Genomic DNA, 22,716 nt, shown 5'->3' with positions numbered 1-22,716 from the left:
TTAGTCTGTAGAAAACAGCTGGCGGTTACTCGAATGCACCCAGTTCTTTGCTTTGCAAGTATATTAGAAGCTCACCGGAGCCAAACCACTTTGCAACTTCAAGCGGGGTTAGGCAGCCATAGGACGCTAGGGGTTGGTTAGTGAGCCATTGTCGAGCCTGGATGTCAGACTCAAAATGATGAACAACCTTTTTTGTGAGCTCTTCAATAGCCAGTTGATACTCTTGATCGGTCGATGAGCTTTGATATTGATCTTGGCAGAGATTTTCACTGCCACCTGAAACAGGGTTAATAGCTTTTCGCCGTTTTAATTTTTCTTTAAGCCTCTTTTTTGATTCCTCCATCGTAACCCCGATGTTTTTAGGGTTCACTTCAGACAACAGTAATTGACGGCCTTGGCTCTTTTTCTTTGGCATTAATACGCTACCAACAACTTAGCTATTCTAAGGGAAGACTGGAGTCGTGGTTCGAAGAATCACTGAGTTTAGTTTTCAGTTTGTATAACTCTTCATACCCGCGATCTCCACAAAAGCCATCCATCTCGTTGTTGATGAGATACAAGAGGATCTCCACTTCTCGTTCTGTTAATGAAACGCTGTGACTCACCTTTATCTCTCCTATTAAATCCAAGCTAAATAGGTCGGCATGCTTACCATACGGTTGAGAGTTTTCAGCTCCACCACTCCCAGTCTTGGTTAAACGGATCGAGTAGCAAATCCAAATTGAGAATTTGCCCTCTCGGATTAACGTAACAGATATCAACCTCGAAGTGCCTAGCAACCGTGGCGACTCCAATTACGTAAAGAGCTTGGTCTCCATTGTCCAGATGAACAATTGGGTTAACATTTCTGCATAAAAGCTTATTTATAAGAGATTGAGCTCCGTCTTGGTATCTGTGCTTGATGGCTGTTTCAAGATCACATTTCAAGATGTATGGAGCATGACGTTCAGAGTGATGAACTGTTAGGGATATCATGTCAGTTACCCGCCATCATCCTCTTGAGAATAGCTTGTACTGCCTGAGGTTGGGCTCGTATTGCATCTGCCGGACACAGTCCCTCTAGCAGTTCATTGCCAGACTCAAGCCATTCTCTAGCAGCTACCGGGGAGTTAAATGTAGCGCCTAAGAGGAGACCGATTTCTGACAATACCCCTTCAGGCTGTGTGAGGGAGCAAAACGCTTCACTACATTTTCTGATTTTTTCAGCCAAGGCGCGTTCCAAAAGAGATTGGAGCCGCTCTTGCTTTGCTGCATCAGCGCAGAAATCTAAAGGTATTTGAACGATTCCGGGTCTAACTTTTAAAGGGCGGTAAAACCATGCTGCTGCTGATTCTGTGCTTGGCAGAACTTTTTTGGCAAGTAGGCAAATCTCACTAAATCGAAACCACTCGATTGCACTGAGATCCTCAAATATCATGATGGGTAATGACGGATTAATCTGCGTTACCTCGACATCCCCTTCCTCCATGGAGCTTATCACATGGGAAATGATGCGCTGATGGACACTGGCAGCCTGCATAGCGCCAGTCTTAAGCAGGCGTATATTTTTCCCTGCCTGTTGGGGCCATATCCAATGCTCTTCTTCGTCGGATAGATCAGCGGGAGAACCTTGGCAGATGATCAGCCTCCATCGGCGCTCTCCTGTTATGGCATAAATGCAGTAATAACTAGGTAACGGGTAGGCACAGACGTGCAGTAATGACCAATGTGAAAACTCCTCACTATCCTGGCTCTCGTTGCAGGTTGGCTCGACTATCTTTTTTACGACAGCTTTTTCTGAGAGGTTATATTCGGTCGCGGCCTGCTCCAGTGCCAACAGCAACTCTATTTGCCCCTCTGCGTGTTCTAGCATCTCAGCAACGCTTTTCTGGCAACCTTCAATTTCAGCATGAAAAAGCCAGTAGTCCAGCGGTCGTCCATCTTCATGCGCCAAAAAGTCTAGAAGGGTAAAAATGCGAGACCGAATCGTTTCCGGAGATGCTTCATTGTTCAACTCGCCAAGATATGGCGCAGTATGACCTTGTATTAGCGGCATCATAGCTGGCAGCCCCAACGCTTCATATAGGTCGCAGCAGTAATCATAGTAATGTCGAACTGTAAACCTATCTTCGAGCTCTTCTCGATTGAAGTCGCGCATTACAGCCAGTACTCCATCGCGATAATCGAAGCCATTTTCTACATTCATGAGCATGTGCATGGCTCCAGCTCTACACAAACGCTGGTGAGCAAGGTCTAAGTGTTCGTCAATCACGTCTAATCCCCCCTGTAAGAGTAACGACATTACTGTTATTTCTATATATATTATATCCGTCCCCATATTGGGGACAATTAGCACTATACCTTGTCCCCAATTCGGGGACAAGGGGTGTGCGTTAGATAATGCACGAATGATCAAACACATAAACCATCCAAAATATGAGCGCTTGATAGCGTGGTTGAAGCGAGCCAGAGAAGAACGAGGCCTCACTGTACGTGAGCTTGGTGGAATGCTTGGAGAGACACATCAGTTTGTGAATAAGGTCGAAACCATGCAGCGCAGGCTGAATGTGTTCGAATTTGTTCAGTACTGTGAAGTTCTTGGGGTGGAGCCCAATGACGGGCTCGCGCTTTTAAGGCAGACTTCGAAGGGGGAAGTTTAAGTCTTTCGGTATACTGACGTTAGATATACTAACCCATATACGTTTAGACGTAGTTGAAAGTGAAGAGTAACCTCACCTAATTATCAGCTCGCTAACGACTTAGCGTATTTATGGACGTAAACATTTAAGGCTGGTAGCTGAATGACACAATGGATTGGCTAAAAAGTCCAACCAAACACGCTGAGTTGTATTTTTTTGTATGTTGAGAGTTGAGAAAACCGGAAGAAAAAAGCCCCTGAGACCACTAGAATCAGTGGATAGTCTCTTTTTTTAGTTCCATAAAAATATGGGCATTGACGATTTTGTGATACGCCTTGCCGGGCTTGTTACCGGTGATTTGTGCCATTAGCGCCAAGAAGGTAAACACTTGAATCTGATTAAAATTAAGACCCAGCGGCACGTCACATGAGCGCTGATAACTGGTCAGGTACAAGGTATCGCCTAGCAGAGAAAAGGTATGGGTGTGCATACACGGGCGCAAACAACCCAAGTCGAATTCACCGGGATTATAGAAGGTTAATATCTCGCCGCGATCATCTTTTTTATTGGTAAGGTTGTCGACAATTTTGGCCAGTTGATCAATGTGAGTACCATCTGGCTTTTGCCAGCTGCGGCCCTGAACACCGTAAACCCGCCCCATATCATCCACGCCTTTTCGGGCCGGATTGTTGAGCCATGCTTGGTTTTCATTGGCATTGGCATCCCACGTTTTGGTGCCTAGCTGGCGAAAGTCCGCAGCATTATCAAAGCCACGGATATAGCCCAAAAACTCAGCAATAGCGGCCTTCCAAAAGCTCTTGCGAGTAGTGATCAGCGGAAACTGGTTGTTGGCAACATCGTATTCCAAATCGGCATTAATCAGAGTCAGGCAGCGTTTTCCAGTCCGTTCATTTTCGACCCATTGGCCCTCATCAATAATGCGCTGACACAGTGATAGATATTGCTTCATGCTTTTTTTCCTCGACTAACTGCTACTTCGGCGTGGCGATAACCGTGTATCAACAGGCCTGCGCCACCAATGATCATTGGCAAACACAGCCATTGCCCCATGCTCATACCCAGTTGTAGTAAACCTAAGTGGGCATCTGGCTCGCGAGCAAACTCAACCGAGAAACGGAACGCACCGTACCCCAGTAAAAACAAGCCGGCTATGGTCCCCGCTGGTCTCGGTTTACGGCCAAACCACCACAGCATGGCGAATAATACGACGCCTTCAAGCGCAAATTCGTAAAGTTGCGAAGGGTGACGCGGCAAGCCCAACGGATCGGTTGGAAACACCATGCCCCAAGGCAAATCAGTTTGTCGGCCCCACAATTCACCATTGATAAAGTTACCAATGCGCCCAGCGCCCAGACCAATGGGTAATAGTGGGCAAATAAAATCACCGACGGCTAGATAAGATTTCTGATACTTACGAGCAAAAAACGCCATTCCAGCCATGACGCCTAACACGCCGCCGTGGAATGACATGCCCCCTTCCCAAATGCGGAACAAATAAAGCGGATCGGAGAGGAATTGTGAAAACTGGTAAAACAGCACATAGCCGCAACGGCCACCAAGGATCACGCCGAGAAAGCCGTAGAACAATAAATCGCTGACTTGTTGTTCAGTCCAGCCGCTGTTGGGCTTACGCGCCATTCGGTTGCCCAACCACATCGCTGCGACGAAGCCAATCAAGTACATTAAGCCATACCAGCGGATCTTCAGAGGCCCGAGTTCAAACAAGATGGGATCAATTTGCGGAAAGCTGATCAACGCAGTGAGCATTCGTGGTATTCCAATTGGGGTTATCGATTTGGGGCGCCATCATATCATGACGCCAAGACAAGAAAATGACTCGATTTGTAAATGGCCATGTCAGCGATTAACGACCGGTCACCAGACGCGCAATTACTGACCAGGGCGGATCAATGCGCCCAAGCCAAACGAATCCATATCCACATAAAGCTGGCGTCGGATGGTATCGGCACTCGACAGATTTAATGCTTTTTGCAGCATGTGCTGACACTGCGACATACTGACCTTGGCAAGCGCCCATTTCACTCGGCCAATATTGGCCGCATTCATACTTAACACTTTATAACCCATGGCAACTAACAGGATCGCGCCGAGAGGATCACTCGCCAATTCACCACAAATCGAGAAATTAAGTTGATATTGACGGCACTGTTGAGCAATCGAGTTGAGAGCGTTGAGCACGGCCGGATTCAGCTCATCATAGAGATTAGCAACCCGCGCGTTATTGCGATCAACCGCCAACAAATATTGGGTTAAATCGTTACTACCGACCGACACAAAATCCACTTGATCAGCCACCGCTCGCAGCTGGTATAGCATGGCAGGCACTTCGATCATGATGCCGAGCGGAGGCAGCGCAAAATGCTCACCCAACTCATCCTGTAACTCTGCATGAGCTTTGCGCAATAACTTCTTGGCTTGCTCCAGCTCCGCAATATTGGTGACCATGGGGAACATGATCCGCAGGTTACGGCATTTGTGATGCGCCTTGAGCATCGCTCTCATTTGAACCAGAAAAATCTCTGGATGATCGAGCGTCATGCGCAGCCCACGCCAGCCAAGAAACGGGTTTTCTTCACGGATAGGAAAATATGGCAGCGCTTTGTCGCCACCGACATCCAGCGTTCGCATGGTCACTGGCTGTCCTGGGAAGCGATTGAGAATATTGCAGTAGGTTTGAAACTGAAATTCTTCGGACGGGAATTTGTCCTGAATCATAAAAGGGATTTCAGTTCGAAATAGGCCGACACCATCGGCGCCCCCGCCGTAATGCTCGGTATCCGCCGCCAATCCGGCATTAATCATCACACTCAAACGGCGGCCATCAGCCGTCGCCGCAGGCAGTTCGCGATTCTTCTCAAACTCAATTTGCAGTTCAGATTCTTGTCGTAATAGTCGCGCGTATTCTTCTTTCACCGCCGCTGAGGGCGACAAATAGAGTCGGCCACTATAACCATCGAGAATCACATCTCGACCCGCGCATTTTTTCAGTGGTAGGTCGGCAATCCCCAGCACCGCGGGGATACCAAGCGCTCGGGCTAAAATCGCTGCATGGGAATTGCTAGAGCCTCGGACCGAGACAATGCCCAGCAATTTATCGCGGGGAATTGATGCCAACATGGAGGCAGTGACTTCTTCGGCCACCAGCACCAGCGGCTGCTCATGTTCGGTCAGCTCATGGGCGCGCTGCTGAAGGAAATACAGCAGACGTTGGGCCAAATCACGAATATCCGTTGCCCGCTCGCGCAAGTAGGCATCCTTCATCGCCGCGAACTGACCAATGTAGTCCTTCGCCACCCGCACCAGCGCCGTTTCAGCACTAGCATTGGCTCGAATATGCTGCTCAACAGCGCCGCTGATCGAGTTGTCGTTGAGAATGTTTTGGTACACATCGAAAATCGCCAGCACATCCCGATCAAGCGATTCGCCCAAACGCAAGCTCAACCGCTCGATGTATTCTCGTGTTTGCAACACGGCATTTTGCCAGCGCTCTAATTCTGCATCGAGATCTTGGTGTTGACCTTCAACGACATCTTCGAGCTCAACGGCAACCCGTTCGACCCAAGCTTGCGCCACAGCGATGCCCGGCGAACCAGCTACACCTTGTAGCACCACCATACTGCGCTGGTGACTCGACGCTGCGGTCAATTGCCCTCTGGCTTTCGCCGCCGCTAACACTCCGGCAAGTTGGGCCGACAAAGTGACCAACAAGGATTCTTCTTGTTCGGAAAATTGGCGCGCATCGGCTTGCTGAATAGTCAACACGCCCAATACTCGGCCTTGATGAATAATCGGCGTGCCTAAAAAGGCATTTAATTGTTCTTCTTCGACTTGTGGAATGAATTTGAATCGTGGATGTTGATGAGCATTGGCGAGGTTGATCGGCTCTTCGCGCTCGCCAACCAAGCCAATCAAACCTTCATGGAAACCAATGACAGCGTTTCCGACTGAAGATTGTGCCAAGCCGTCAGTCGCCATCAAGGTAAAATGGCCAGCCTCAACGTTGGCAAGATAAACCGAACAACACTGGGTCTCTAGCGCCTGTTTGGTCTGGGTAACAAGAAACTGAAGCGCATCATCGAGCGCTTCGGACTGGTTAACACCCTGCACAATCTGGCGCAGGGTATGAAGCATATTAATTGGCATTCGGTTGTGGTCGTCGTCGGCGTCGACGTTTATCCTTTGATGGACGACCATCTCTGATAGTTTGCTGAAGTGGCGTGATAAATTCTTTCATCGCGCGTCGGTACACTTCGCGCTTAAAAGAAACCACCTGACGCACCGGATACCAATAGGTTACCCATCGCCACTCATCAAATTCAGGATGACCGCTGGCCTCCAAATTTACTGCGTCTTCGTTACTGGTTAATTGCAATAAAAACCAGCGCTGTTTTTGTCCAATACAGACGGGATTAGAACCTTCACGAATCAAGCGTTTTGGCAGTTTGTAACGCAGCCATGAGCGGCTGACCGCGATAATTTTTACATGTTCGCGCTTGAGCCCTACTTCTTCGTATAGCTCTCGATACATTGCTTGCTCTGGTGTCTCACCTTCATTGACGCCCCCTTGCGGAAACTGCCAAGAATGTTGGCCGATTCGGCGAGCCCAAAGCACTTGCCCAGCTTGATTGGAGATGATAATCCCGACATTCGAACGATAACCGTCGGAATCAATCACTCTCATTATCCTGAGTGAATCTTGAATGACCTGATTGTTCCACAAAGGTTACATTGCGGCAATCCCATTATGCTGCGGTTTGACACAACTCTCACAACTGTTTCACGGCGTCATCTGTGCATAAAAATGGACATATAAAAAACTTATCCACACAAAATATATCTCTAAGTCGATCGCAGCCGATCAGTTAGTCACATCAACGGTGGATAACCTTGTGCATAAGTGGATTAAACAGTTGAATATATGGCCTTAGAATTTGCCAAAGCCATTTCACAAAGGCCAAATAAAGACAACAAACCACTGATTATAAATAGATTTAATTAATAATAAATATTTCATGGATATTGCATCACGGCACCAACAACTTAGAGCGAACAAGATCTATCCAATAGCAAAGTTACTCACAGAAAGCGGTCAAACTGCGACCAATGTCAACTAATCCAGATCAATTTTGCCGATAAAAACTGGTTTCAGAGCCAACAGATCCGGTGATAGATCCAGTTATCCAACACTCCTGTGGCTTGTTCTGTGAATAACTGGCAGAAAAGTTGCCCAAAACCCCATCCTAACTATATTTATTTAATTATTATCAATTAGTTAAAATCAAAAACTGCCGCTTCATTTTTGTTGTGCAGTTTCTATGCAAGATGACTTTCGGGCTGCCCTTGCGTACCATTGGCTCACCGTTCGCTTTGCTCTTGTCCCATGCCAAAACCAACCTCAATTACCCAACTTGCTGACGCAGCTCGTGATTTAGCGGGTTTAAGCTTTGCTGATCTCGCTCAGCAATTGCAGCAACCTGTGCCTGCCGACTTCAGTCGTCATAAAGGCTGGGGCGGCATGTTGATCGAGTTGGCACTTGGCGCTTCAGCAGGCTCGAAACCCGAGCCGGACTTCCCAGATTTGGGCGTCGAGTTAAAGACTCTGCCGATATCTGCGACTGGCCAGCCTTTGGAAACAACCTTCGTTTGTGTTGCTCCGATGACCGATGCGTGCCAACAAACTTGGCAAACCAGCGCCTTGCGCAAAAAATTAGCGCATGTTCTTTGGGTTCCGGTTTTGGCCGACAAAGGCTTATCTCCAGCCCAACGCCAAATTGGTAGTCCCTTTTTGTGGCGACCTTCAGCAGCACAGGAGCAAGCATTGCAGCAAGATTGGCAAGAGCTCACAGACTTGTTAGCACTGGGTAAGATTCAGCAAGTGAATGCTCATCTTGGCGAGTACCTGCAACTTCGCCCTAAAGCAGCCAATGGCAAAATACGCACTCAAGCGATTGGCGAAAACGGTCAACAGGTCTGGGCACAGCCCAAAGGTTTTTACTTACGCACCTGTTTCACCAGTTGGATATTAAGGGAACAATTTGCACCAAATTAGACAGGGAACAAGATCATTGTCTATTTTTAGTGCGATATAATGTTCATCAACGAGTCATAAACGCGCTTTACACTTCGGCGCGGGCTTTGCATAGACATTTGCATAACCACACCACTTTGCTTGCTATTTTTCGTTCACGGAGGGCTGAGACATGGCCACAAAAAAACAATTCCTGAAAACTAAACCCGTTGTAAAGGTGACTTTTGAAGTATCAGCCGAGGCTGCCCAAGGCGCATCTGAAGTCTATGTGCTTTGCGAAGCACTCGACTGGGAAAAGCAACCGCTGAAAAAATTCAAAGCAGGCCACTTTAAGGCCACACTGAATTTACCAACTGACGACAAAGACGATTATGAATATCGCTATTGTTTAGTCATGGAAGACGGCTCAGAAAAATACGACAACGATTGGGAAGCAGAAAGCTACCGGCCAAACGGCAGTGGCGAAGACAACTCAGTTGTTAGCGTTGTTGCCGCTTAATCTAGCCAAACGCTAAAGCACTCAGTAAAACGCCGTCTTTCGACGGCGTTTTACTGTGCGTGTTAAAACAAGGATTCCTGTTGGTTGATGTCGATAAATGCGCCATCAATTAAGTCATCAATGGTGAGCTGAAACGCTGGCATTAAGCGCTGCATAAAATAATCGACTTCCGGTAACTCTTGGCGGTATCTGGCCAATGCCTTTTCCAGCTTATTTTTCGAACCGATGAACTCGGTGTTATTGGCCCGCAGCTCTGACAAAGACTTGGCGTAAGCCGATAGCAAATCCGCCGCTTTGACGAATTGATGAAGCACTTGGTCGTGCTGATGAATCAACCCATCAAAATGAGGCTTTAGTTCATCAGGCAGGGAGTTCATCAACATATCGCTGGCCATACTTTCCATCTCTCGGCACAGCTCAAGCATTTTCGGATCACTGTATTTAATCAGGCTATTGACGTCTTCGGTCAGCACTTCTGGTGCGTCGTGATACAGCGCCATGGTGGCTAGTTTATTCTCATCAACCGCCGGTTTATCAGTAAAGACATGATTTCGCAGCAAACCGAGACAATGGGCAAACATAGCAACCTGCAAACTGTGTTCAGCGACATTCTCTGAACGGGTCGCATTGGACTTACTCCAACGTTGAATGTTCTGCATCCGCGACAATAGCGCAAAAAACACATTCTTATGAGGCATCAACTCCCCTTCTATTGATTACGTCCGAATCTGAATTCATCATACGACAAATTAGAGCCTGTTGATCTTTGCTGTGTGTTTTTGCAGCAATTTATTGGTGATTTAGGCAAGGAAGCGGTTATGAAGTTGACCGGCCGTCAATGAATAATCGCTGACGCTGAATAAATTGCCAATAAACGCTGCCCGAAGGGTTCGTCAAAATGCTCATTTCGCTACGTCGCTCGCTATTTGTATAGATTGCTATACGGCATAGCTCGCTGCTTGCTCAAAAGAGCATTTTGAACGAACAACAGTTTGTTTGGAACAAACTATCGCGATAGCCGCACAGCGGTAAAGCTCATGGACGAGCTTTACAAAATTCATACACCAAAGTTCAACAGGCTCTAATGGAATTGAAATGACAACAATTGGAGTGCGTATGGCATTCAACCGTTTCAAAGTCGCTTTCGCCGTTTTGCTTATGCTGTTGACTGGATGCGCGTCGTTACCGCCAACCGATCCGCCACAAGTCAATTTGGTTGGGATCACACCTGTGGTCAACGACAGCTCACCGAGTTTTATTTTGTCGGTGCGCGTGGTTAACCCTAATGATCGTCCACTAGAGCTTGTCGGTGCCGCTTACAGCCTGGCACTCAATGGTTATGATTTGGTAGCCGGTGCGACAAATGATTTACCGGCAGTGCCGGCCTATGGCGAAGCTGAGTTCAAACTACCGGCGCAATTGAGTTTATTTGATGGCATTCGGTTAGCCACGTCACTGTTAAAGTCCAAACCGAAACAAATCGACTACGAAGTGAATATTAAGCTAGATGCCGGCGGACTATGGCCTGCCATTCGTTTTTCTGAAGCAGGCCAAATCAGCGGTGAAGATTTGCTTGGCTCTAAATTGAACGATCAATCACTTTAATCAGGTGATAGCCAAACTGGGTTTTAACCGGCCCCAGAATTTTGAATAGCTCGCCGGAGAAAACCGCCTGATCAAACGGTTTGACCATGTCGCCTTTGCGGAACTCGCCGAGATCGCCGCCATGCTTCTTCGATGGACAGCTCGAGAAGCGTCGTGCCATATCCGCAAAGTCGGCGCCTTTGGCTATTTTGTCTTGGATTTCTTTGGCTTTTTTCTCTGATGAAACAAGGATGTGGTAAGCATGGGCTCGCGCTCTGGCCATGTGGCGTAACTCCGTCAATTAGCAATCGTCAATCGCCATACTATACCAGCGGATAGCCGCTTTAGCCTCTCGGATCGCCGTGCTGGTCAGAGTAACTCACATCGGTGCCGAGCTGATTGCTATTACGGCAACTGCCCATTTCCTTCAGTCCGCGCCATACGCTGAGTAAAATTAAGCCGAGCATCGCTACGCCAGACACAAGTGCGACCAGCAGGCCAGTTACGACAACGACATGTAACAAGTGACCAGAATCCATGTAGCTAACCTTTATCCGGTACGGCGGCGGATCAGTGCTTGTCCTTGTTTCTTCGACAGCACCGAAAAGGTATCGATATGACTGATGATGTAACGTGGTACTTTTCGCTTGCCGCTCAAGTATTCGCTCAACTTGCTCTGCGAAACAGCTAACACTAGTGCGGCATCTTTACTGCGCAGTTGCCAGTCTTTCATCCATCTCGACAACAACTCCTGCTTAAACTTCTCATCCATTCTAAACAACACAAAACTTCCCCATGGGAAGTCATTAAAACAAATATAGTTCCCGATGGGAAGTTTGTGGAGTTTTTAAAGGAAAAAGGTGTGATCGAATTGGATTAAAAAGGGATTTTGCTACCGTCCCAATGCAACAGCGCACCGGAATCTTGATTCGTTAAACGTTCAGCCAAAGTCGCCAATCGCGCAGCGGTTACGGTCGCCGAAGCTAATTGTTGTGTCGGCACATTGTGTTGAAAAGGCTGAGATAATTTTGATTCAGTGGTGCCAGGATGAACCGCAGCAAGCACCACTTGAGGGAACCGCCGACGCCACTCAATCGACACCGTTTTGATCGCCATATTCAACGCAGCCTTGCTCATTCGATAGCTGTGCCAGCCGCCAAGATAATTGTCTTCAATCGATCCCACTTTGGCCGACAACACCGCAATAATGCATTGGCTGTAGCGGTTTAAAAAGGGCTCCAGTGCTTGCAGTAAGCTGACCGCGGCAATGCAGTTGGCCTGCATGTTGTCTTGCAACTGAGCTGCCGAGAACTGTTTTAACGCCTTCTCCGGCATTTTGCCGTTGGCGTGAAGTATGCCACTACAGTGGAACACACGATCAGGTAGGCGCGATTGCAGAATAGGGGAAAGGCGGCCAACGTAATCTTCAGGTGGACATTGCCACAACCAATGGCAATTACCATTGATAGTGTCAGCAATATGTTGGTGTTTTTGAGTGGAGACGGCGATGACCTCATCGCCTCGGTCTAGATAATGAGCGACCAGTGCTCTACCAATACCTCCGGTCGCTCCTGTAACAACGACCCGCACTAGCTCGCTGCAGCCAAGCATAACACGACAGAAGCAACCACTGTCAGGCGGCTGCGCGCTTTGCTATACCATTTCACCGCAGAGTCAGAGCTCAACCCGTACATTTCGTGCAGCCGTAAACTGACCAACAGGCAGGCAAGCAGCACAAAACCAAGCTGCGGCGGCAGCATAATCGTCATCCAGCTCAGCAGGGAAATGAGCACCGCGAACAATTGACCATTACCGCGATGGTTCCGCTCCATGTTATCAATCGCCCTGCCCCACAATGAACCGGCGAGGAAGTTCACGACGATCAAGCTGTAGGTCATCAACGCAGAGACCCATTGCTCTTGGTTGCCAGGTAGCATGTCGGCAGGCAAGTACAGCAACCCTGCAAGCGCAATAAATGGAATAGCCCCAGCATAAGCGAGTCGCTCACTGATGTGGCGATGCTCCGCCTGATGTTGCTGTTGGCGTTCCGCTTTAGATTGATAGTGGCGTGTCATAGTTTGTCCTCTGTTGTGTTTTTAGAGTACGAACAATGATGGCAGTTAGTTCAATTTTTACCAGCCAATGATATAGCGACTGCGGGTCTTAAAGATCGCTTTAAAGACCTTGGCAACGACCACACTCAACACAATCAGCAACGCACAAACCGCTAGCGTGTAGAGCAAATTACCGCTGGTTGGCCAGGTATCTGGAGTTGGGTGATACATCCTCCACCAAGTGGTAAACCACGGATGTATAAAGTAAATTGCGAAACTAACATTGGCCAAGGTATTGAGCCAATGCCACTCTTTGTCCTCAAAACGATGAAGGAAAATCATCAGAGCAAAACACAGCAAGACTTTCTGATAAAGGCTGTAATCAATGCCGCCCCACTGCAGCGCTGGTTTGTGAGAATTGCCAACTTGATCAGTATAAAGTGCCTGAATTGCTGCCAACGCAATCGCCACGAGTAGCAACCAAATCTCGCGGTTGGCCAACTTTTGGTACAGCCAGTCCTTGTGCGCAGAAGCCCAGCCGCCAATTAAAAATACCGGAAAGAAATAAGCCAACGATTGAAAGGCTTGTAAATTACCCTCCGGCCGATGAATGAAACTGGCAACGACCAACATCGGCAGCCCCAGCCACAGCAACAAATTTTTCTTGGTCAGCCAAACAACCAGCGGCGAGATTAAAAACAGCACCATCACCATTGGAATATACCAATAAGCCGTCAACTGCCGCCCCGTCCACAAATACCAAATTGCTGTTTGCCAATCGCCATGGCCGCTATAGAGCGATTCGTGCGGTGCGTCGATGGGCGCCCAGAATAACCAAAACAGAATGGGCAATACCGACAGACACAAATAGGGCATCAGCACAAACTTGGCTTTTTTCACCATGAATTTTTTGTATTGATAGCGCGGGACAAAGACATGATGAAATAGAAAGCCAGAGATAAAGACAAAAAACACCGTACCATTCATCATCAGGCTGAATTGGAAGCGATCAAACACTGACTCGCCGGGCTGCCAGCCTGCAGGTATATAGCTGTGCGCCAACACCACGAAGATAATGGCGATCCCACGGAAATAATTGAATGAATGGAGAAACACAGTCGAATCCTTGGCCCAGAGAAACTGCTATCCAGTCTAGGGGAGTAGCTAGTCGAAGCGCAAGCCGGCCAATAGATCTAGTCCGCCTTGCTCGATAAAGAAAACAGCGGCCAGTAGTAAATCCCATGGCCGCTGCTGAATGATTAAATAATGCGGTTTTCCTGAATTAGCTTTTCCCGCTTCGCCGCTTTCGCTTCGCGTGCTTTGCGTTTTTTGCAAGGCTCAGGGCAGTCACAGACCTTGTCTAAGCCTAGCGACGCAATGCCACCACAGCTGCCGCTGATGGTTTTACGTTGCACTAAGTAGCCAATCGACATGGCAGCAACAATCAGTAGCAGAACAGCAAATGTGATTACAAATGTCAGCATAATTACTCCCGCGGTGTTACCGCATTGCTGAATAAGTCCAAATAAATAAGCGCCCTATTGCACCAGATATTGCGCCATTGACTGGGTGTATTTCGCCGCAAAACCATCATCTGTTTTGATGATCATATAGACCGGAAGTTCAATACTTTCAGCCCATGCTAGACCTTGCTCATCGCCCATGACCATCAACGCAGTCGCAATGCCATCGGCAGTCATACTCGACGGATGCAGCACCGTCACAGACACCAATTTATGGGCAATCGGTTTTGCGCTGGCCGGATCGATGGTGTGTGAAAAGCGCTGACCATCTTGCTCGAAGTAGTTGCGATAATCACCGGAGGTCGCCATGCCCAAATTGCTGACTTCAACAATTTGCTGAACCGCACGTTCAGTGGTCACTGGCTTTTCAATCGCCACGCGCCATGACTTGCGGTTGCGATTGTGGCCCTTGACGCGAAGCTCACCGCCAATATCAACCATGCTGTTGTCAAAACCAAGACGGGTGACTAAGTCCGAGATCTCATCCACGCCGTAGCCTTTGGCAATGGCGGACAAATCGACATAGACATCATCATTAAACTTACGTAGGCCGCCGCCGGAAAGCTCGATTTTATCCAGCCCAATTCGGCGCCGAGCGTCGCTGATTTGCTCAGCAGATGGCACTTGTTCAGGCCGGCCTTCGGGGCCAAAGCCCCACAAATTGACCAGCGGCCCAACCGTCACGTCCAGCGCACCATCGGTTAACTCGCCGAGACGAATCGCTTCATCAAGGACAAATGCTAACTGATTAGAAATGACCACGGCGTCAGTGCTGCTCTGCTGATTAAAGCGTGACAATTCTGACTCTGGATCATAGGTTGACATGCTGCGGTTCAAGTCAATTAAACGCTCATCGATCTTTAGCTTGATGGCGTCTGCATCGATCTCGTCAGCATTAGTAACAACCAGCTTGACCACGTAATAAGTGCCCATGGTCTGACCTTGAATTTCAACTTGTTCAAGGCTTGCCGGTAAGCGCCACCAGAAAAGAAAAATGGCCAGCCCGATCAGGGCCAGCCATAGTAGTTTTTGCGGTTTTGTCATTGGTAAAAATTAACCACCAAAGTCGTCCAACAAGATGTTTTCGTCTTCCACGCCCAAATCTTTGAGCATGTTAATCACTGCCGCGTTCATCACCGGTGGACCACACATGTAGTATTCGCAATCTTCCGGCGCTTCATGATCACGCAGGTAGTTTTCATACAACACGTTATGAATAAAACCAGTGTAGCCATCCCAGTTGTCCTCTGGTTGAGGATCAGACAATGCCACGTGCCATTGGAAGTTTTCATTTTCTTCCTGCAGCATATCAAAGTCTTCAACGTAGAACATTTCACGCTTAGAACGAGCACCATACCAGAAGCTGATCTTACGATCCGAATTCAGACGACGCAGTTGGTCAAAGATATGAGAGCGCATTGGCGCCATACCTGCACCACCGCCGATGAACACCATTTCGTTGTCAGTATCTTTGGCGAAGAACTCACCAAATGGACCCGAAATGGTCACCTTATCCCCTGCTTTCAGGTTAAAGATGAACGACGACATTTGTCCCGGAGGCAAGCTCATATCATTTGGCGGCGGCGTAGCGATACGCACGTTCAACATGATAATGCCTTCTTCTTCTGGGTAGTTGGCCATTGAATAAGCTCGAATGATTGGCTCATTCACGGTCGACTCAAGCTTAAACAAACCAAAGCGTTCCCAGTCTCCACGATACTCTTCTTCGATGTCATAATCAGAGTACTTCACATGGTGCTCTGGCGCTTCAATCTGAATATAACCACCGGCACGGAACGGCACTGATTCGCCGTCTGGGATCTTCAGCTTCAATTCTTTGATGAAAGTCGCCTTGTTATCGTTTGAGATAACTTCACATTCCCATTGCTTGACGCCGAAGATCTCTTCTTCCAACTCAATCTTCATGTCACTTTTAACGGCAACCTGACAAGCCAGGCGACAGCCTTCACGGGCTTCACGTTTAGTGATGTGGTCAAGTTCGGTTGGCAAAATATCACCACCGCCCTCTTTGATGTGAACGCGGCACTGGCCACATGAACCACCACCACCACAAGCAGACGACACAAAAATGCCTGAACCAGCTAGCGCCCCCAGCAGTTTGTCACCGGCTTGGGTTTTAATCGCTTTTTCTGGATCTTCGTTAATATCAATGGTGATCTCACCACTGCTCACGAGCTTGGACTTCGCAAACAGGATGATCAGCACCAGCGCAAGTACAATCAAGGTGAAAAATACAACACCGAGTACAATTTCTTGCATGGTTTTAAATTCCTCTCGCTAATGCTTTCTTACAGCTGTACGCCGGAGAAAGACATGAAGCCCAAGGCCATCAGGCCCACCGTAATAAATGTAATGCCCAGACCACGTAAGCCATCTGGCACATCGGCATACTTCATTTTCTCGCGTAGACCAGCCAAAGCGACGATAGCCAGCATCCAGCCAACACCACTACCAAAGCCGTAAACCACACTCTCAGTGAAGTTGTAGTCACGCTCTACCATGAAGCTTACGCCACCAAAGATGGCACAGTTCACTGTGATCAGCGGTAGGAAAATGCCCAGCGCGTTATAGAGTGGTGGAAAGTACTTATCGAGGGTCATTTCTAAGATTTGGACCAAAGCAGCAATTACCCCAATGTAGGTAATGAAGCCAAGGAAACTCAAATCGACCGACGCCGGCAGACCTAACCAAGTCAAAGCGCCTTCGCGCAGTACGTTGTTGTAGATCAGGTTGTTGACCGGAACCGAAATGGTCAAGACCACGATCACCGCAACACCAAGGCCGAAAGAAGTTTTCACTTTTTTCGATACCGCCAGGAAGGTACACATCCCGAGGAAGAACGCCAACGCCATATTCTCAACGAAAATAGAGCGGACGAATAAGCTAATGTAATGTTCCATTAGTCTTTAGCCTCCACTTGTTCAGGCTTGTAGGTGCGAATTGCCCAGATAATGCCGCCAATAATGAAGAAGGCGCTAGGAGGCAACAGCAGCAGACCATTTGCTTGATACCAACCACCGTTGGTGATCAGTGGCAAAATCTCAACACCGAACAAGGTGCCGGAGCCGAGTAATTCACGGAAGAACCCAACTACCAGCAGCAATGCTGAGTAACCAAGACCGTTACCAATACCATCTAAGAAGCTCATCATTGGTGGCGACTTCATGGCATATGCTTCGGCGCGGCCCATCACAATACAGTTGGTGATGATCAGGCCAACGAACACCGAGAGCTGCTTGGCAATGTCATAGGCATAGGCTTTAAGGATTTGGTCGACCACAATTACCAGCGAGGCAATGATTGCCATCTGTACGATGATTCGCACGCTATTTGGAATATGGTTACGGATCAAAGAAACAAACAGGTTTGAAAACGCACATACGGCGGTTAACGCCAGCGACATTACAAACGCAGTTTCCATTTTTGAGGTCACCGCCAAGGCCGAACAAATACCAAGCATCTGCAGGGCAATGGGGTTGTTGTCCAGCACAGGGCCGAACGTCACTTGCTTCATTTCTTTTGCATTAGCCATTGTTCACGCCCTCGCTACGAACCTTCGCCAAGTAAGGTCCAAACGCATCATCGCTGAGCCAAAAGTCAAAGGTGTTTTGCACGCCGTTTGCTGTCAGGGTTGCACCCGCCAGACCATCGACGCCGTGGATATCGCCAGGAGTAGCACCGCCTTTGACAACACGAATCGCTAGATTCCAGTCATCATCGAACAGCTTCTTACCAACCCACAGGTTTTTCCACGATGGGTTTTCAACTTCACCGCCCAAGCCTGGAGTCTCCAGTTGATCGTAGTAGACCAGCGCTTGCACCGTATTGGTGTCTGGCTTAATTGCTAAGAACGCGTACATGGTTGACCACAGGCCATAACCATGAACGGGCAGAATGATACTGGTCACTTCACCAGCATCGTCTTTGGCTAAGTAAACATTGGCCTGTTGGGCAATGCGCTTGATACCAGCAACATCTTGATCAGCCGACAATACAATATTCTCGCCAGCTGTTTTCGACATCTTACGTTGGTCGTAGGCAGCCGCTTCTTCCGAGGTCATGTCAACATAAGTACCGGTGGCTAAGTCAACGACTTTGGCCTCAATGTACTTATTGAAGGTACCGGAAATATCTTCGCCCGCTTGATCCAACAAACCTGCAGCTTCAAGGATGTTGCGTTGTTTATCCAACGCTTTGTTGTATTGCTGAGTCGGTTTGAGGCCGACTGCAGCGACTGACACAATTAGCGAGCATACTAAGCACAAGCCAATAACAACGGTCAGCGTTTTTGAAATAGTATCGTTATTACTAGACATTCCGTGCCAGCCTCCGCTTGATATTGGACTGAACCACAAAGTGGTCAAACAATGGTGCAAACAAGTTCGCAAACAAGATGGCCAGCATCATGCCTTCTGGGAAAGCGGGGTTGACGACTCGAATCAAAACGACCATGACGCCAATGAGGATACCGTAGGCCCAGCGTCCAGAATCAGTAAAGGATGCCGACACCGGATCAGTGGCCATAAAGATCATACCGAAGGCGAATCCACCCAGTACCAAATGCCAGTGCCAAGGCATGCTGAACATTGGGTTGCTGTCACTACCAATGGCATTGAACAGCATGCTGGTCAGGATCGCACCGATCATGACACCAGCGACAATACGCCAGCTCGCAACACCGGTGTACATAATAAGTAAACCACCGAGCAGGATTGCTAGGGTTGAGACTTCACCAATCGAACCTTGCATGTGGCCAAGGAATGCATTGGTCCACGTCAGGCCTGATGCAGCGACTTCATCGAGACCACCGGCAGCCCATTGCGATAACGCAGTGGCACCAGAGAAGCCGTCGACCGCAGTCCACACAGAGTCACCTGAAATTTGCGCAGGGTATGCAAAGAACAAGAATGCACGGCCAGCCAATGCTGGGTTAAGGAAGTTACGGCCAGTACCGCCAAAGAACTCCTTGGCAACAACAACACCGAAGCTAATACCCAAAGCGGCTTGCCACAATGGCAGGCTTGCCGGCACGATCAAGGCGAAAAGAATCGAAGTAACAAAGAAGCCTTCGTTCACTTCGTGGCCGCGGACCATGGCGAACAGCACTTCCCAGAAGCCACCAACAATAAACACAGTGGCGTAAATCGGCAGGAAGAAACAAGCGCCGTACCACATTTTGGTGAGCACACCCGCTTCTGCACCTAGCTCCGCACCAAAGATTTGAAACAAGCCTACCTGCCAAGTATCAGGAAGCGAGTAACCAGCAGCCAACGCCGCTGCGGCTTGATCGCCGACATTAAACATGCCGAAGAACATGGCTGGGAATACCGCCATCCAAACCGTAATCATGATGCGCTTCAAGTCGATATTATCGCGCACATGAATGTTTTTCTTGGTCACCAGACCAGGGGTGTAGAACAGGGTATATGCCGCTTCATACAGGGCATACCACTTTTCGTACTTGCCACCTTTCTCAAAAAGGTGCTCTGAGTTTTCAAAAAGACTTTTCAAGCTCATTAGCCTTCCCTCTCAATCGTGGTGAGGCAATTACGCAGAATCGACCCAAATTCGTACTTGCCAGGGCAGACAAATGTACACAAGGCCAAATCTTCCTCATCAAGTTCAAGACAGCCCAAAGACTGCGCGCTTTCCAGATCACCGGCAATCAGATCCCGCAACAACAAGGTTGGCAAGATATCCAGTGGCATCACTTTTTCGTAGTTACCGATTGGCACCATGGCCCGATCACTACCACCAGTACTTGTGGTGATATCAAACAACTTAGCCGGCAATAAGTGAGACAAGAAACTGCGAGTCACAGAGAACTTATCTGCGCCTGGTGCAACCCAGCCGAGGAATTCTTTCTCTGTTCCTTCAAGCAAAACAGACACCTGCAGGTGATAACGGCCCAAGTAAGCGTGGCCGCCAGAAGCTTTTCTGCCCGCCAAAACCGAACCAGATATGACCCGAATGTCTTTGTCATTGACGTTGCCAGCAATCAACTCTTCGGTAGACGCACCAATTTGAGTACGCACAATCACCGGTTGCTTCACTTCAGGACCGCCGATTGACACCACTCGGGAAACATCAAGATCACCGGATGTAAACGACTTACCGAACGCAATCACATCTTGGTAGTTAATCGACCAAACAGCGACATTGGCACTGGCCGGACGAAGATGATGAATATGAGTGCCAGTCAAACCAGCAGGGTGAGGGCCAGCAAATTCATGCATTTCAGCGACATCAGAGGCTGGAATATCAGCGCCAGCCGCTTTACACACGTAAACGGTGCCTTGAGACAAGGCGGCCAGTACCTTCAGACCATTTTTAAAATCATCAACACGTTCGTTGATCACAATGGCTGGGTCGACTGCCAACGGATTGGTATCCATTGCGTTGACGAAGATAGCTGCGGCAGTTGCATCAACAGCGGGTACTCGACTGAATGGGCGAGTACGCAGCGCAGTCCACAACCCGGAAGCAATCAGCTGTTCACGTGCTTGCTGCTCGGTCAATTGGTCAAGTTGAGCGGTATCATAGGCAGTTAGCGGCTCGGCTTCATTACCGTCAATTTCAATGACGACAGATTGCAAAACTCGCTTAGCTCCACGATTCACTGCTACCACGGTCCCGGCGGCGGGCGCGGTGTAGACAACACCTGGCGATTTTTTGTCCTCAAATAGGACTTGAGCTTTCTTGACACGGTCCCCCACACGCACGCGCATGGTGGGACGCATACCATGGTACTCTTCGCCGAGTATGGCTACTCGAGTGATCGCTGGACCTTCTTGGATCGCCTGAGCGGGAGCCCCAGAAATGGGGATATCCAGTCCTTTCTTTATTGTGATCATAATCGTAAGTACTTGGTTAGTTATAAATTTGTTTTAAACCGAATTCGTTCATCTGTTGATGTGAACGAAATTCTGGCCCCTTGAGATCTTAGCTCATTCTGGCTACAAGCTTGGGGGACCAGCGGAAATCTTTCTATCAAACAACTAAGTTCGAAAAATTGGGCGCACTTTCCGGCGCGGCATTCTAGCATTAATCGTGCTATCGATACCATGACTAGAAACCATTAAATAGGAAGTTTAATTTCAGAGGGGCGGGATTTGAACAATCAACTGACATTGCTCAATTACTTGATGATAGTAGCTTGTTTGAGGCGGTTTGGGTCGCGAGGTTCAATTTTTAAGAGCTAGGCAACAAAAAAGGCGCTAACTGCGCCTTTTTCTATCAAATGTCGAGACAAAATAGATTATTGGCCGTCTCGTAAATTCAAGTATGCCCGTTCAGTTAAGTCATGATACTTGGCAACACCTTGCTTAAACGACTTAAACGACTGATAAACTTTGTCGACCTGTGGATCTGCCGCCGCTTGTTCAGCGAGCAATTGCTCACTAGCCTGGCGCAGCGCTGCCAACACAGGTTCAGGGAATCGTTTAATGGTAATGCCGTCCATTGCCTGTATTTGCTCAAGCGCAGCGATATTGCGATAGGTGTATTCATCAATCATCTCTTGCGCGGCTGCTTTTGCTGCAGTGCGAACAATGGCTTGCAGATCAGCTGGCAATGCCGCCATCGCATCTTTGTTAACGATAAATTCCATGGTTGAACCCGGCTCATGCCAACCAGGGTAGTAATAGTATTTAGCGGCTTCATGGAGACCAAAAGCGAGGTCATTATAGGGTCCAACCCACTCCGTCGCATCAATGGCGCCCGTTTGCAGCGAGGTGAAAATCTCTCCCCCCGGCAACGACACGGGGACGCCGCCCAAACGGCTAAGCACTTCGCCACCCAAACCCGGCAGGCGCATTTTTAAGCCTTTCAGATCATCGACTGAATTGATTTCAGTATTGAACCAACCGCCCATTTGCACGCCAGTACTACCACCAGCGAGAGGCTCAAGATTAAACGGCGCGTAGACTTCTCGCCACAGCTCCATACCACCACCGTAATGCAACCAGCTGCTCATCTCTTGTGCCGTCATACCGAATGGTACTGCACAGAAAAATTGCGCCGCCGGAGCTTTGCCTTTCCAGTAATAGGCGCCGCTATGGCCCATCTCAACGGTGCCGCTGGAAACCGAATCAAAGACTTGCATCGCCGGCACCAATTGGTTGGCTCCGTAGACTTTGATTTCTAAACGGCCGCCACTCATTGCATTGACTTGCTCGGCGAAACGCTCTGGCGAGGTGCCTAACCCGGGGAAGTTTTTAGGCCAAGAGGTCACTAATTTCCACTTAACGGTTTGCTGGGGATGCTGACCGGCGGTTGATGTTGCCTGCTCTTGGCCACAAGCGGTAACGAGCAAAGACAGGACGGCAGCAAAAATGGCGATTCTCAT

26 protein-coding genes and 1 pseudogene are annotated in these 22,716 nt (G+C 48.6%); 5 read left to right on the top strand and 22 right to left on the bottom strand.

What is annotated here, in order from left to right; all coding sequences use genetic code 11:
• Positions 1 to 25: 25 nt before the first annotated feature.
• Together IC617_RS05375 and IC617_RS05370 are read right to left on the bottom strand one after the other, a co-directional pair.
• Positions 26 to 415: a hypothetical protein gene (locus IC617_RS05375; protein WP_191143951.1), complete on the bottom strand. Its 390-nt coding sequence runs from the start codon at positions 413 to 415 to the stop codon at positions 26 to 28.
• Between the two features lie 561 nt (positions 416 to 976).
• Positions 977 to 2,191 (bottom strand): hypothetical protein, encoded by a 1,215-nt coding sequence (locus IC617_RS05370; RefSeq protein WP_191143950.1) that lies wholly within the window; start codon positions 2,189 to 2,191, stop codon positions 977 to 979.
• Positions 2,192 to 2,387: 196 nt separating this feature from the next.
• Between IC617_RS05370 and IC617_RS05365 the strand changes: the two genes are divergently transcribed.
• Positions 2,388 to 2,639: a helix-turn-helix domain-containing protein gene (locus tag IC617_RS05365; protein WP_191143949.1), complete on the top strand. Its 252-nt coding sequence runs from the start codon at positions 2,388 to 2,390 to the stop codon at positions 2,637 to 2,639.
• 280 nt (positions 2,640 to 2,919) lie between these two features.
• Here the strand turns inward: IC617_RS05365 and IC617_RS05360 are convergent.
• Positions 2,920 to 3,588 (bottom strand): annotated as a pseudogene (locus tag IC617_RS05360) (thymidylate synthase); the annotation flags it as partial.
• Positions 3,585 to 4,406, bottom strand: coding sequence for a prolipoprotein diacylglyceryl transferase (gene lgt, locus IC617_RS05355; RefSeq protein ID WP_191143947.1), 822 nt, complete (start codon positions 4,404 to 4,406; stop codon positions 3,585 to 3,587). The gene lgt and the pseudogene IC617_RS05360, both read right to left, overlap by 4 nt.
• Here lgt and IC617_RS19145 point away from each other — a divergent pair.
• Entirely contained in the window at positions 4,377 to 4,475 is a 99-nt protein-coding gene (locus IC617_RS19145) for a hypothetical protein (protein WP_500793313.1), read from the top strand. The two genes, lgt and IC617_RS19145, sit on opposite strands and share 30 nt — an antisense overlap.
• Positions 4,476 to 4,529: 54 nt before the next feature.
• Here IC617_RS19145 and ptsP read toward each other — a convergent pair whose 3' ends face one another.
• Together ptsP and rppH are read right to left on the bottom strand one after the other, a co-directional pair.
• Positions 4,530 to 6,803: a phosphoenolpyruvate--protein phosphotransferase gene (ptsP, locus tag IC617_RS05350; RefSeq protein ID WP_224745812.1), complete on the bottom strand. Its 2,274-nt coding sequence runs from the start codon at positions 6,801 to 6,803 to the stop codon at positions 4,530 to 4,532.
• Complete coding sequence (gene rppH / locus IC617_RS05345; RefSeq protein ID WP_191143946.1) at positions 6,793 to 7,335, bottom strand: RNA pyrophosphohydrolase; 543 nt, start codon at positions 7,333 to 7,335, stop codon at positions 6,793 to 6,795. The genes ptsP and rppH overlap by 11 nt, the downstream gene beginning before the upstream one ends.
• A 705-nt stretch (positions 7,336 to 8,040) precedes the next feature.
• Here rppH and mutH point away from each other — a divergent pair.
• Together mutH and IC617_RS05335 are read left to right on the top strand one after the other, a co-directional pair.
• Positions 8,041 to 8,709 carry a DNA mismatch repair endonuclease MutH gene (gene mutH, locus IC617_RS05340; protein ID WP_191143945.1) on the top strand — a complete coding sequence of 223 codons (669 nt, stop codon included), beginning with the start codon at positions 8,041 to 8,043 and terminating at the stop codon, positions 8,707 to 8,709.
• Between the two features lie 151 nt (positions 8,710 to 8,860).
• Positions 8,861 to 9,187, top strand: coding sequence for an isoamylase early set domain-containing protein (locus IC617_RS05335; protein WP_191143944.1), 327 nt, complete (start codon positions 8,861 to 8,863; stop codon positions 9,185 to 9,187).
• A gap of 62 nt (positions 9,188 to 9,249) precedes the next feature.
• Here IC617_RS05335 and yfbR read toward each other — a convergent pair whose 3' ends face one another.
• On the bottom strand, positions 9,250 to 9,885 hold the full coding sequence (yfbR, locus tag IC617_RS05330; protein WP_191143943.1) for a 5'-deoxynucleotidase: 636 nt from the start codon (positions 9,883 to 9,885) through the stop codon (positions 9,250 to 9,252).
• A 397-nt stretch (positions 9,886 to 10,282) separates the two neighbouring features.
• Between yfbR and IC617_RS05325 the strand changes: the two genes are divergently transcribed.
• Entirely contained in the window at positions 10,283 to 10,792 is a 510-nt protein-coding gene (locus IC617_RS05325) for an LEA/WHy family protein (protein ID WP_191143942.1), read from the top strand.
• Here the strand turns inward: IC617_RS05325 and IC617_RS05320 are convergent.
• The 15 genes from IC617_RS05320 to IC617_RS05250 form a co-directional block, all read right to left on the bottom strand.
• Positions 10,767 to 11,054, bottom strand: a complete 288-nt coding sequence (locus IC617_RS05320; protein ID WP_191143941.1) for a peptidylprolyl isomerase — start codon at positions 11,052 to 11,054, stop codon at positions 10,767 to 10,769. The two genes, IC617_RS05325 and IC617_RS05320, sit on opposite strands and share 26 nt — an antisense overlap.
• Positions 11,055 to 11,115: 61 nt before the next feature.
• Positions 11,116 to 11,310 carry a hypothetical protein gene (locus IC617_RS05315; RefSeq protein WP_191143940.1) on the bottom strand — a complete coding sequence of 65 codons (195 nt, stop codon included), beginning with the start codon at positions 11,308 to 11,310 and terminating at the stop codon, positions 11,116 to 11,118.
• 11 nt (positions 11,311 to 11,321) lie between these two features.
• Complete coding sequence (locus IC617_RS05310; protein ID WP_191143939.1) at positions 11,322 to 11,555, bottom strand: hypothetical protein; 234 nt, start codon at positions 11,553 to 11,555, stop codon at positions 11,322 to 11,324.
• Between the two features lie 92 nt (positions 11,556 to 11,647).
• Positions 11,648 to 12,361, bottom strand: coding sequence for an SDR family NAD(P)-dependent oxidoreductase (locus IC617_RS05305; RefSeq protein WP_191143938.1), 714 nt, complete (start codon positions 12,359 to 12,361; stop codon positions 11,648 to 11,650).
• On the bottom strand, positions 12,361 to 12,846 hold the full coding sequence (locus IC617_RS05300) for a DUF3429 domain-containing protein (protein WP_191143937.1): 486 nt from the start codon (positions 12,844 to 12,846) through the stop codon (positions 12,361 to 12,363). Before IC617_RS05300 ends, IC617_RS05305 begins: the two co-directional genes overlap by 1 nt.
• A 57-nt stretch (positions 12,847 to 12,903) precedes the next feature.
• A complete protein-coding gene (locus IC617_RS05295) occupies positions 12,904 to 13,941 on the bottom strand; it encodes an acyltransferase family protein (RefSeq protein ID WP_191143936.1) in 1,038 nt (345 codons plus the stop codon).
• A gap of 143 nt (positions 13,942 to 14,084) precedes the next feature.
• A complete protein-coding gene (nqrM, locus tag IC617_RS05290) occupies positions 14,085 to 14,309 on the bottom strand; it encodes a (Na+)-NQR maturation NqrM (protein ID WP_191143935.1) in 225 nt (74 codons plus the stop codon).
• A gap of 54 nt (positions 14,310 to 14,363) precedes the next feature.
• On the bottom strand, positions 14,364 to 15,392 hold the full coding sequence (locus IC617_RS05285; RefSeq protein ID WP_191143934.1) for an FAD:protein FMN transferase: 1,029 nt from the start codon (positions 15,390 to 15,392) through the stop codon (positions 14,364 to 14,366).
• Between the two features lie 9 nt (positions 15,393 to 15,401).
• Positions 15,402 to 16,628 carry an NADH:ubiquinone reductase (Na(+)-transporting) subunit F gene (nqrF, locus tag IC617_RS05280; RefSeq protein ID WP_191143933.1) on the bottom strand — a complete coding sequence of 409 codons (1,227 nt, stop codon included), beginning with the start codon at positions 16,626 to 16,628 and terminating at the stop codon, positions 15,402 to 15,404.
• Positions 16,629 to 16,657: 29 nt separating this feature from the next.
• Complete coding sequence (gene nqrE, locus IC617_RS05275; protein WP_191143932.1) at positions 16,658 to 17,269, bottom strand: NADH:ubiquinone reductase (Na(+)-transporting) subunit E; 612 nt, start codon at positions 17,267 to 17,269, stop codon at positions 16,658 to 16,660.
• Positions 17,269 to 17,901 (bottom strand): NADH:ubiquinone reductase (Na(+)-transporting) subunit D, encoded by a 633-nt coding sequence (locus IC617_RS05270; protein ID WP_087504968.1) that lies wholly within the window; start codon positions 17,899 to 17,901, stop codon positions 17,269 to 17,271. The genes nqrE and IC617_RS05270 overlap by 1 nt, the downstream gene beginning before the upstream one ends.
• Positions 17,894 to 18,685, bottom strand: coding sequence for a Na(+)-translocating NADH-quinone reductase subunit C (locus IC617_RS05265; protein WP_191143931.1), 792 nt, complete (start codon positions 18,683 to 18,685; stop codon positions 17,894 to 17,896). The genes IC617_RS05270 and IC617_RS05265 overlap by 8 nt, the downstream gene beginning before the upstream one ends.
• Positions 18,678 to 19,886 carry an NADH:ubiquinone reductase (Na(+)-transporting) subunit B gene (locus IC617_RS05260; protein ID WP_191143930.1) on the bottom strand — a complete coding sequence of 403 codons (1,209 nt, stop codon included), beginning with the start codon at positions 19,884 to 19,886 and terminating at the stop codon, positions 18,678 to 18,680. The genes IC617_RS05265 and IC617_RS05260 overlap by 8 nt, the downstream gene beginning before the upstream one ends.
• Entirely contained in the window at positions 19,886 to 21,223 is a 1,338-nt protein-coding gene (locus IC617_RS05255) for a Na(+)-translocating NADH-quinone reductase subunit A (protein ID WP_191143929.1), read from the bottom strand. The genes IC617_RS05260 and IC617_RS05255 overlap by 1 nt, the downstream gene beginning before the upstream one ends.
• A 404-nt stretch (positions 21,224 to 21,627) precedes the next feature.
• A complete protein-coding gene (locus IC617_RS05250) occupies positions 21,628 to 22,716 on the bottom strand; it encodes a TRAP transporter substrate-binding protein (RefSeq protein WP_191143928.1) in 1,089 nt (362 codons plus the stop codon).

The sequence above is a fragment of the Neiella litorisoli genome, from assembly GCF_014773395.1.
In the GTDB taxonomy this organism is placed as follows: domain Bacteria; phylum Pseudomonadota; class Gammaproteobacteria; order Enterobacterales; family Neiellaceae; genus Neiella; species Neiella litorisoli.
Note: the sequence above shows the minus strand (reverse complement) of the source record. Positions and strands in the feature narration are given on the sequence as shown.

What these genes read in the sequence shown, in the direction of transcription:
- IC617_RS05375 (WP_191143951.1), bottom strand. Translation starts at nt 415, where the DNA reads ATGCCAAAGAAAAAGAGCCAAGGCCGTCAATTACTGTTGTCTGAAGTG.
- IC617_RS05370 (WP_191143950.1), bottom strand. Translation starts at nt 2,191, where the DNA reads ATGCTCATGAATGTAGAAAATGGCTTCGATTATCGCGATGGAGTACTG.
- IC617_RS05365 (WP_191143949.1), top strand. Translation starts at nt 2,388, where the DNA reads ATGATCAAACACATAAACCATCCAAAATATGAGCGCTTGATAGCGTGG.
- lgt (WP_191143947.1), bottom strand. Translation starts at nt 4,406, where the DNA reads ATGCTCACTGCGTTGATCAGCTTTCCGCAAATTGATCCCATCTTGTTT.
- ptsP (WP_224745812.1), bottom strand. Translation starts at nt 6,803, where the DNA reads ATGCCAATTAATATGCTTCATACCCTGCGCCAGATTGTGCAGGGTGTT.
- mutH (WP_191143945.1), top strand. Translation starts at nt 8,041, where the DNA reads ATGCCAAAACCAACCTCAATTACCCAACTTGCTGACGCAGCTCGTGAT.
- IC617_RS05335 (WP_191143944.1), top strand. Translation starts at nt 8,861, where the DNA reads ATGGCCACAAAAAAACAATTCCTGAAAACTAAACCCGTTGTAAAGGTG.
- yfbR (WP_191143943.1), bottom strand. Translation starts at nt 9,885, where the DNA reads ATGCCTCATAAGAATGTGTTTTTTGCGCTATTGTCGCGGATGCAGAAC.
- IC617_RS05325 (WP_191143942.1), top strand. Translation starts at nt 10,283, where the DNA reads ATGACAACAATTGGAGTGCGTATGGCATTCAACCGTTTCAAAGTCGCT.
- IC617_RS05320 (WP_191143941.1), bottom strand. Translation starts at nt 11,054, where the DNA reads ATGGCCAGAGCGCGAGCCCATGCTTACCACATCCTTGTTTCATCAGAG.
- IC617_RS05315 (WP_191143940.1), bottom strand. Translation starts at nt 11,310, where the DNA reads ATGGATTCTGGTCACTTGTTACATGTCGTTGTCGTAACTGGCCTGCTG.
- IC617_RS05300 (WP_191143937.1), bottom strand. Translation starts at nt 12,846, where the DNA reads ATGACACGCCACTATCAATCTAAAGCGGAACGCCAACAGCAACATCAG.
- nqrM (WP_191143935.1), bottom strand. Translation starts at nt 14,309, where the DNA reads ATGCTGACATTTGTAATCACATTTGCTGTTCTGCTACTGATTGTTGCT.
- IC617_RS05285 (WP_191143934.1), bottom strand. Translation starts at nt 15,392, where the DNA reads ATGACAAAACCGCAAAAACTACTATGGCTGGCCCTGATCGGGCTGGCC.
- nqrF (WP_191143933.1), bottom strand. Translation starts at nt 16,628, where the DNA reads ATGCAAGAAATTGTACTCGGTGTTGTATTTTTCACCTTGATTGTACTT.
- nqrE (WP_191143932.1), bottom strand. Translation starts at nt 17,269, where the DNA reads ATGGAACATTACATTAGCTTATTCGTCCGCTCTATTTTCGTTGAGAAT.
- IC617_RS05270 (WP_087504968.1), bottom strand. Translation starts at nt 17,901, where the DNA reads ATGGCTAATGCAAAAGAAATGAAGCAAGTGACGTTCGGCCCTGTGCTG.
- IC617_RS05265 (WP_191143931.1), bottom strand. Translation starts at nt 18,685, where the DNA reads ATGTCTAGTAATAACGATACTATTTCAAAAACGCTGACCGTTGTTATT.
- IC617_RS05260 (WP_191143930.1), bottom strand. Translation starts at nt 19,886, where the DNA reads ATGAGCTTGAAAAGTCTTTTTGAAAACTCAGAGCACCTTTTTGAGAAA.
- IC617_RS05255 (WP_191143929.1), bottom strand. Translation starts at nt 21,223, where the DNA reads ATGATCACAATAAAGAAAGGACTGGATATCCCCATTTCTGGGGCTCCC.
- IC617_RS05250 (WP_191143928.1), bottom strand. Translation starts at nt 22,716, where the DNA reads ATGAGAATCGCCATTTTTGCTGCCGTCCTGTCTTTGCTCGTTACCGCT.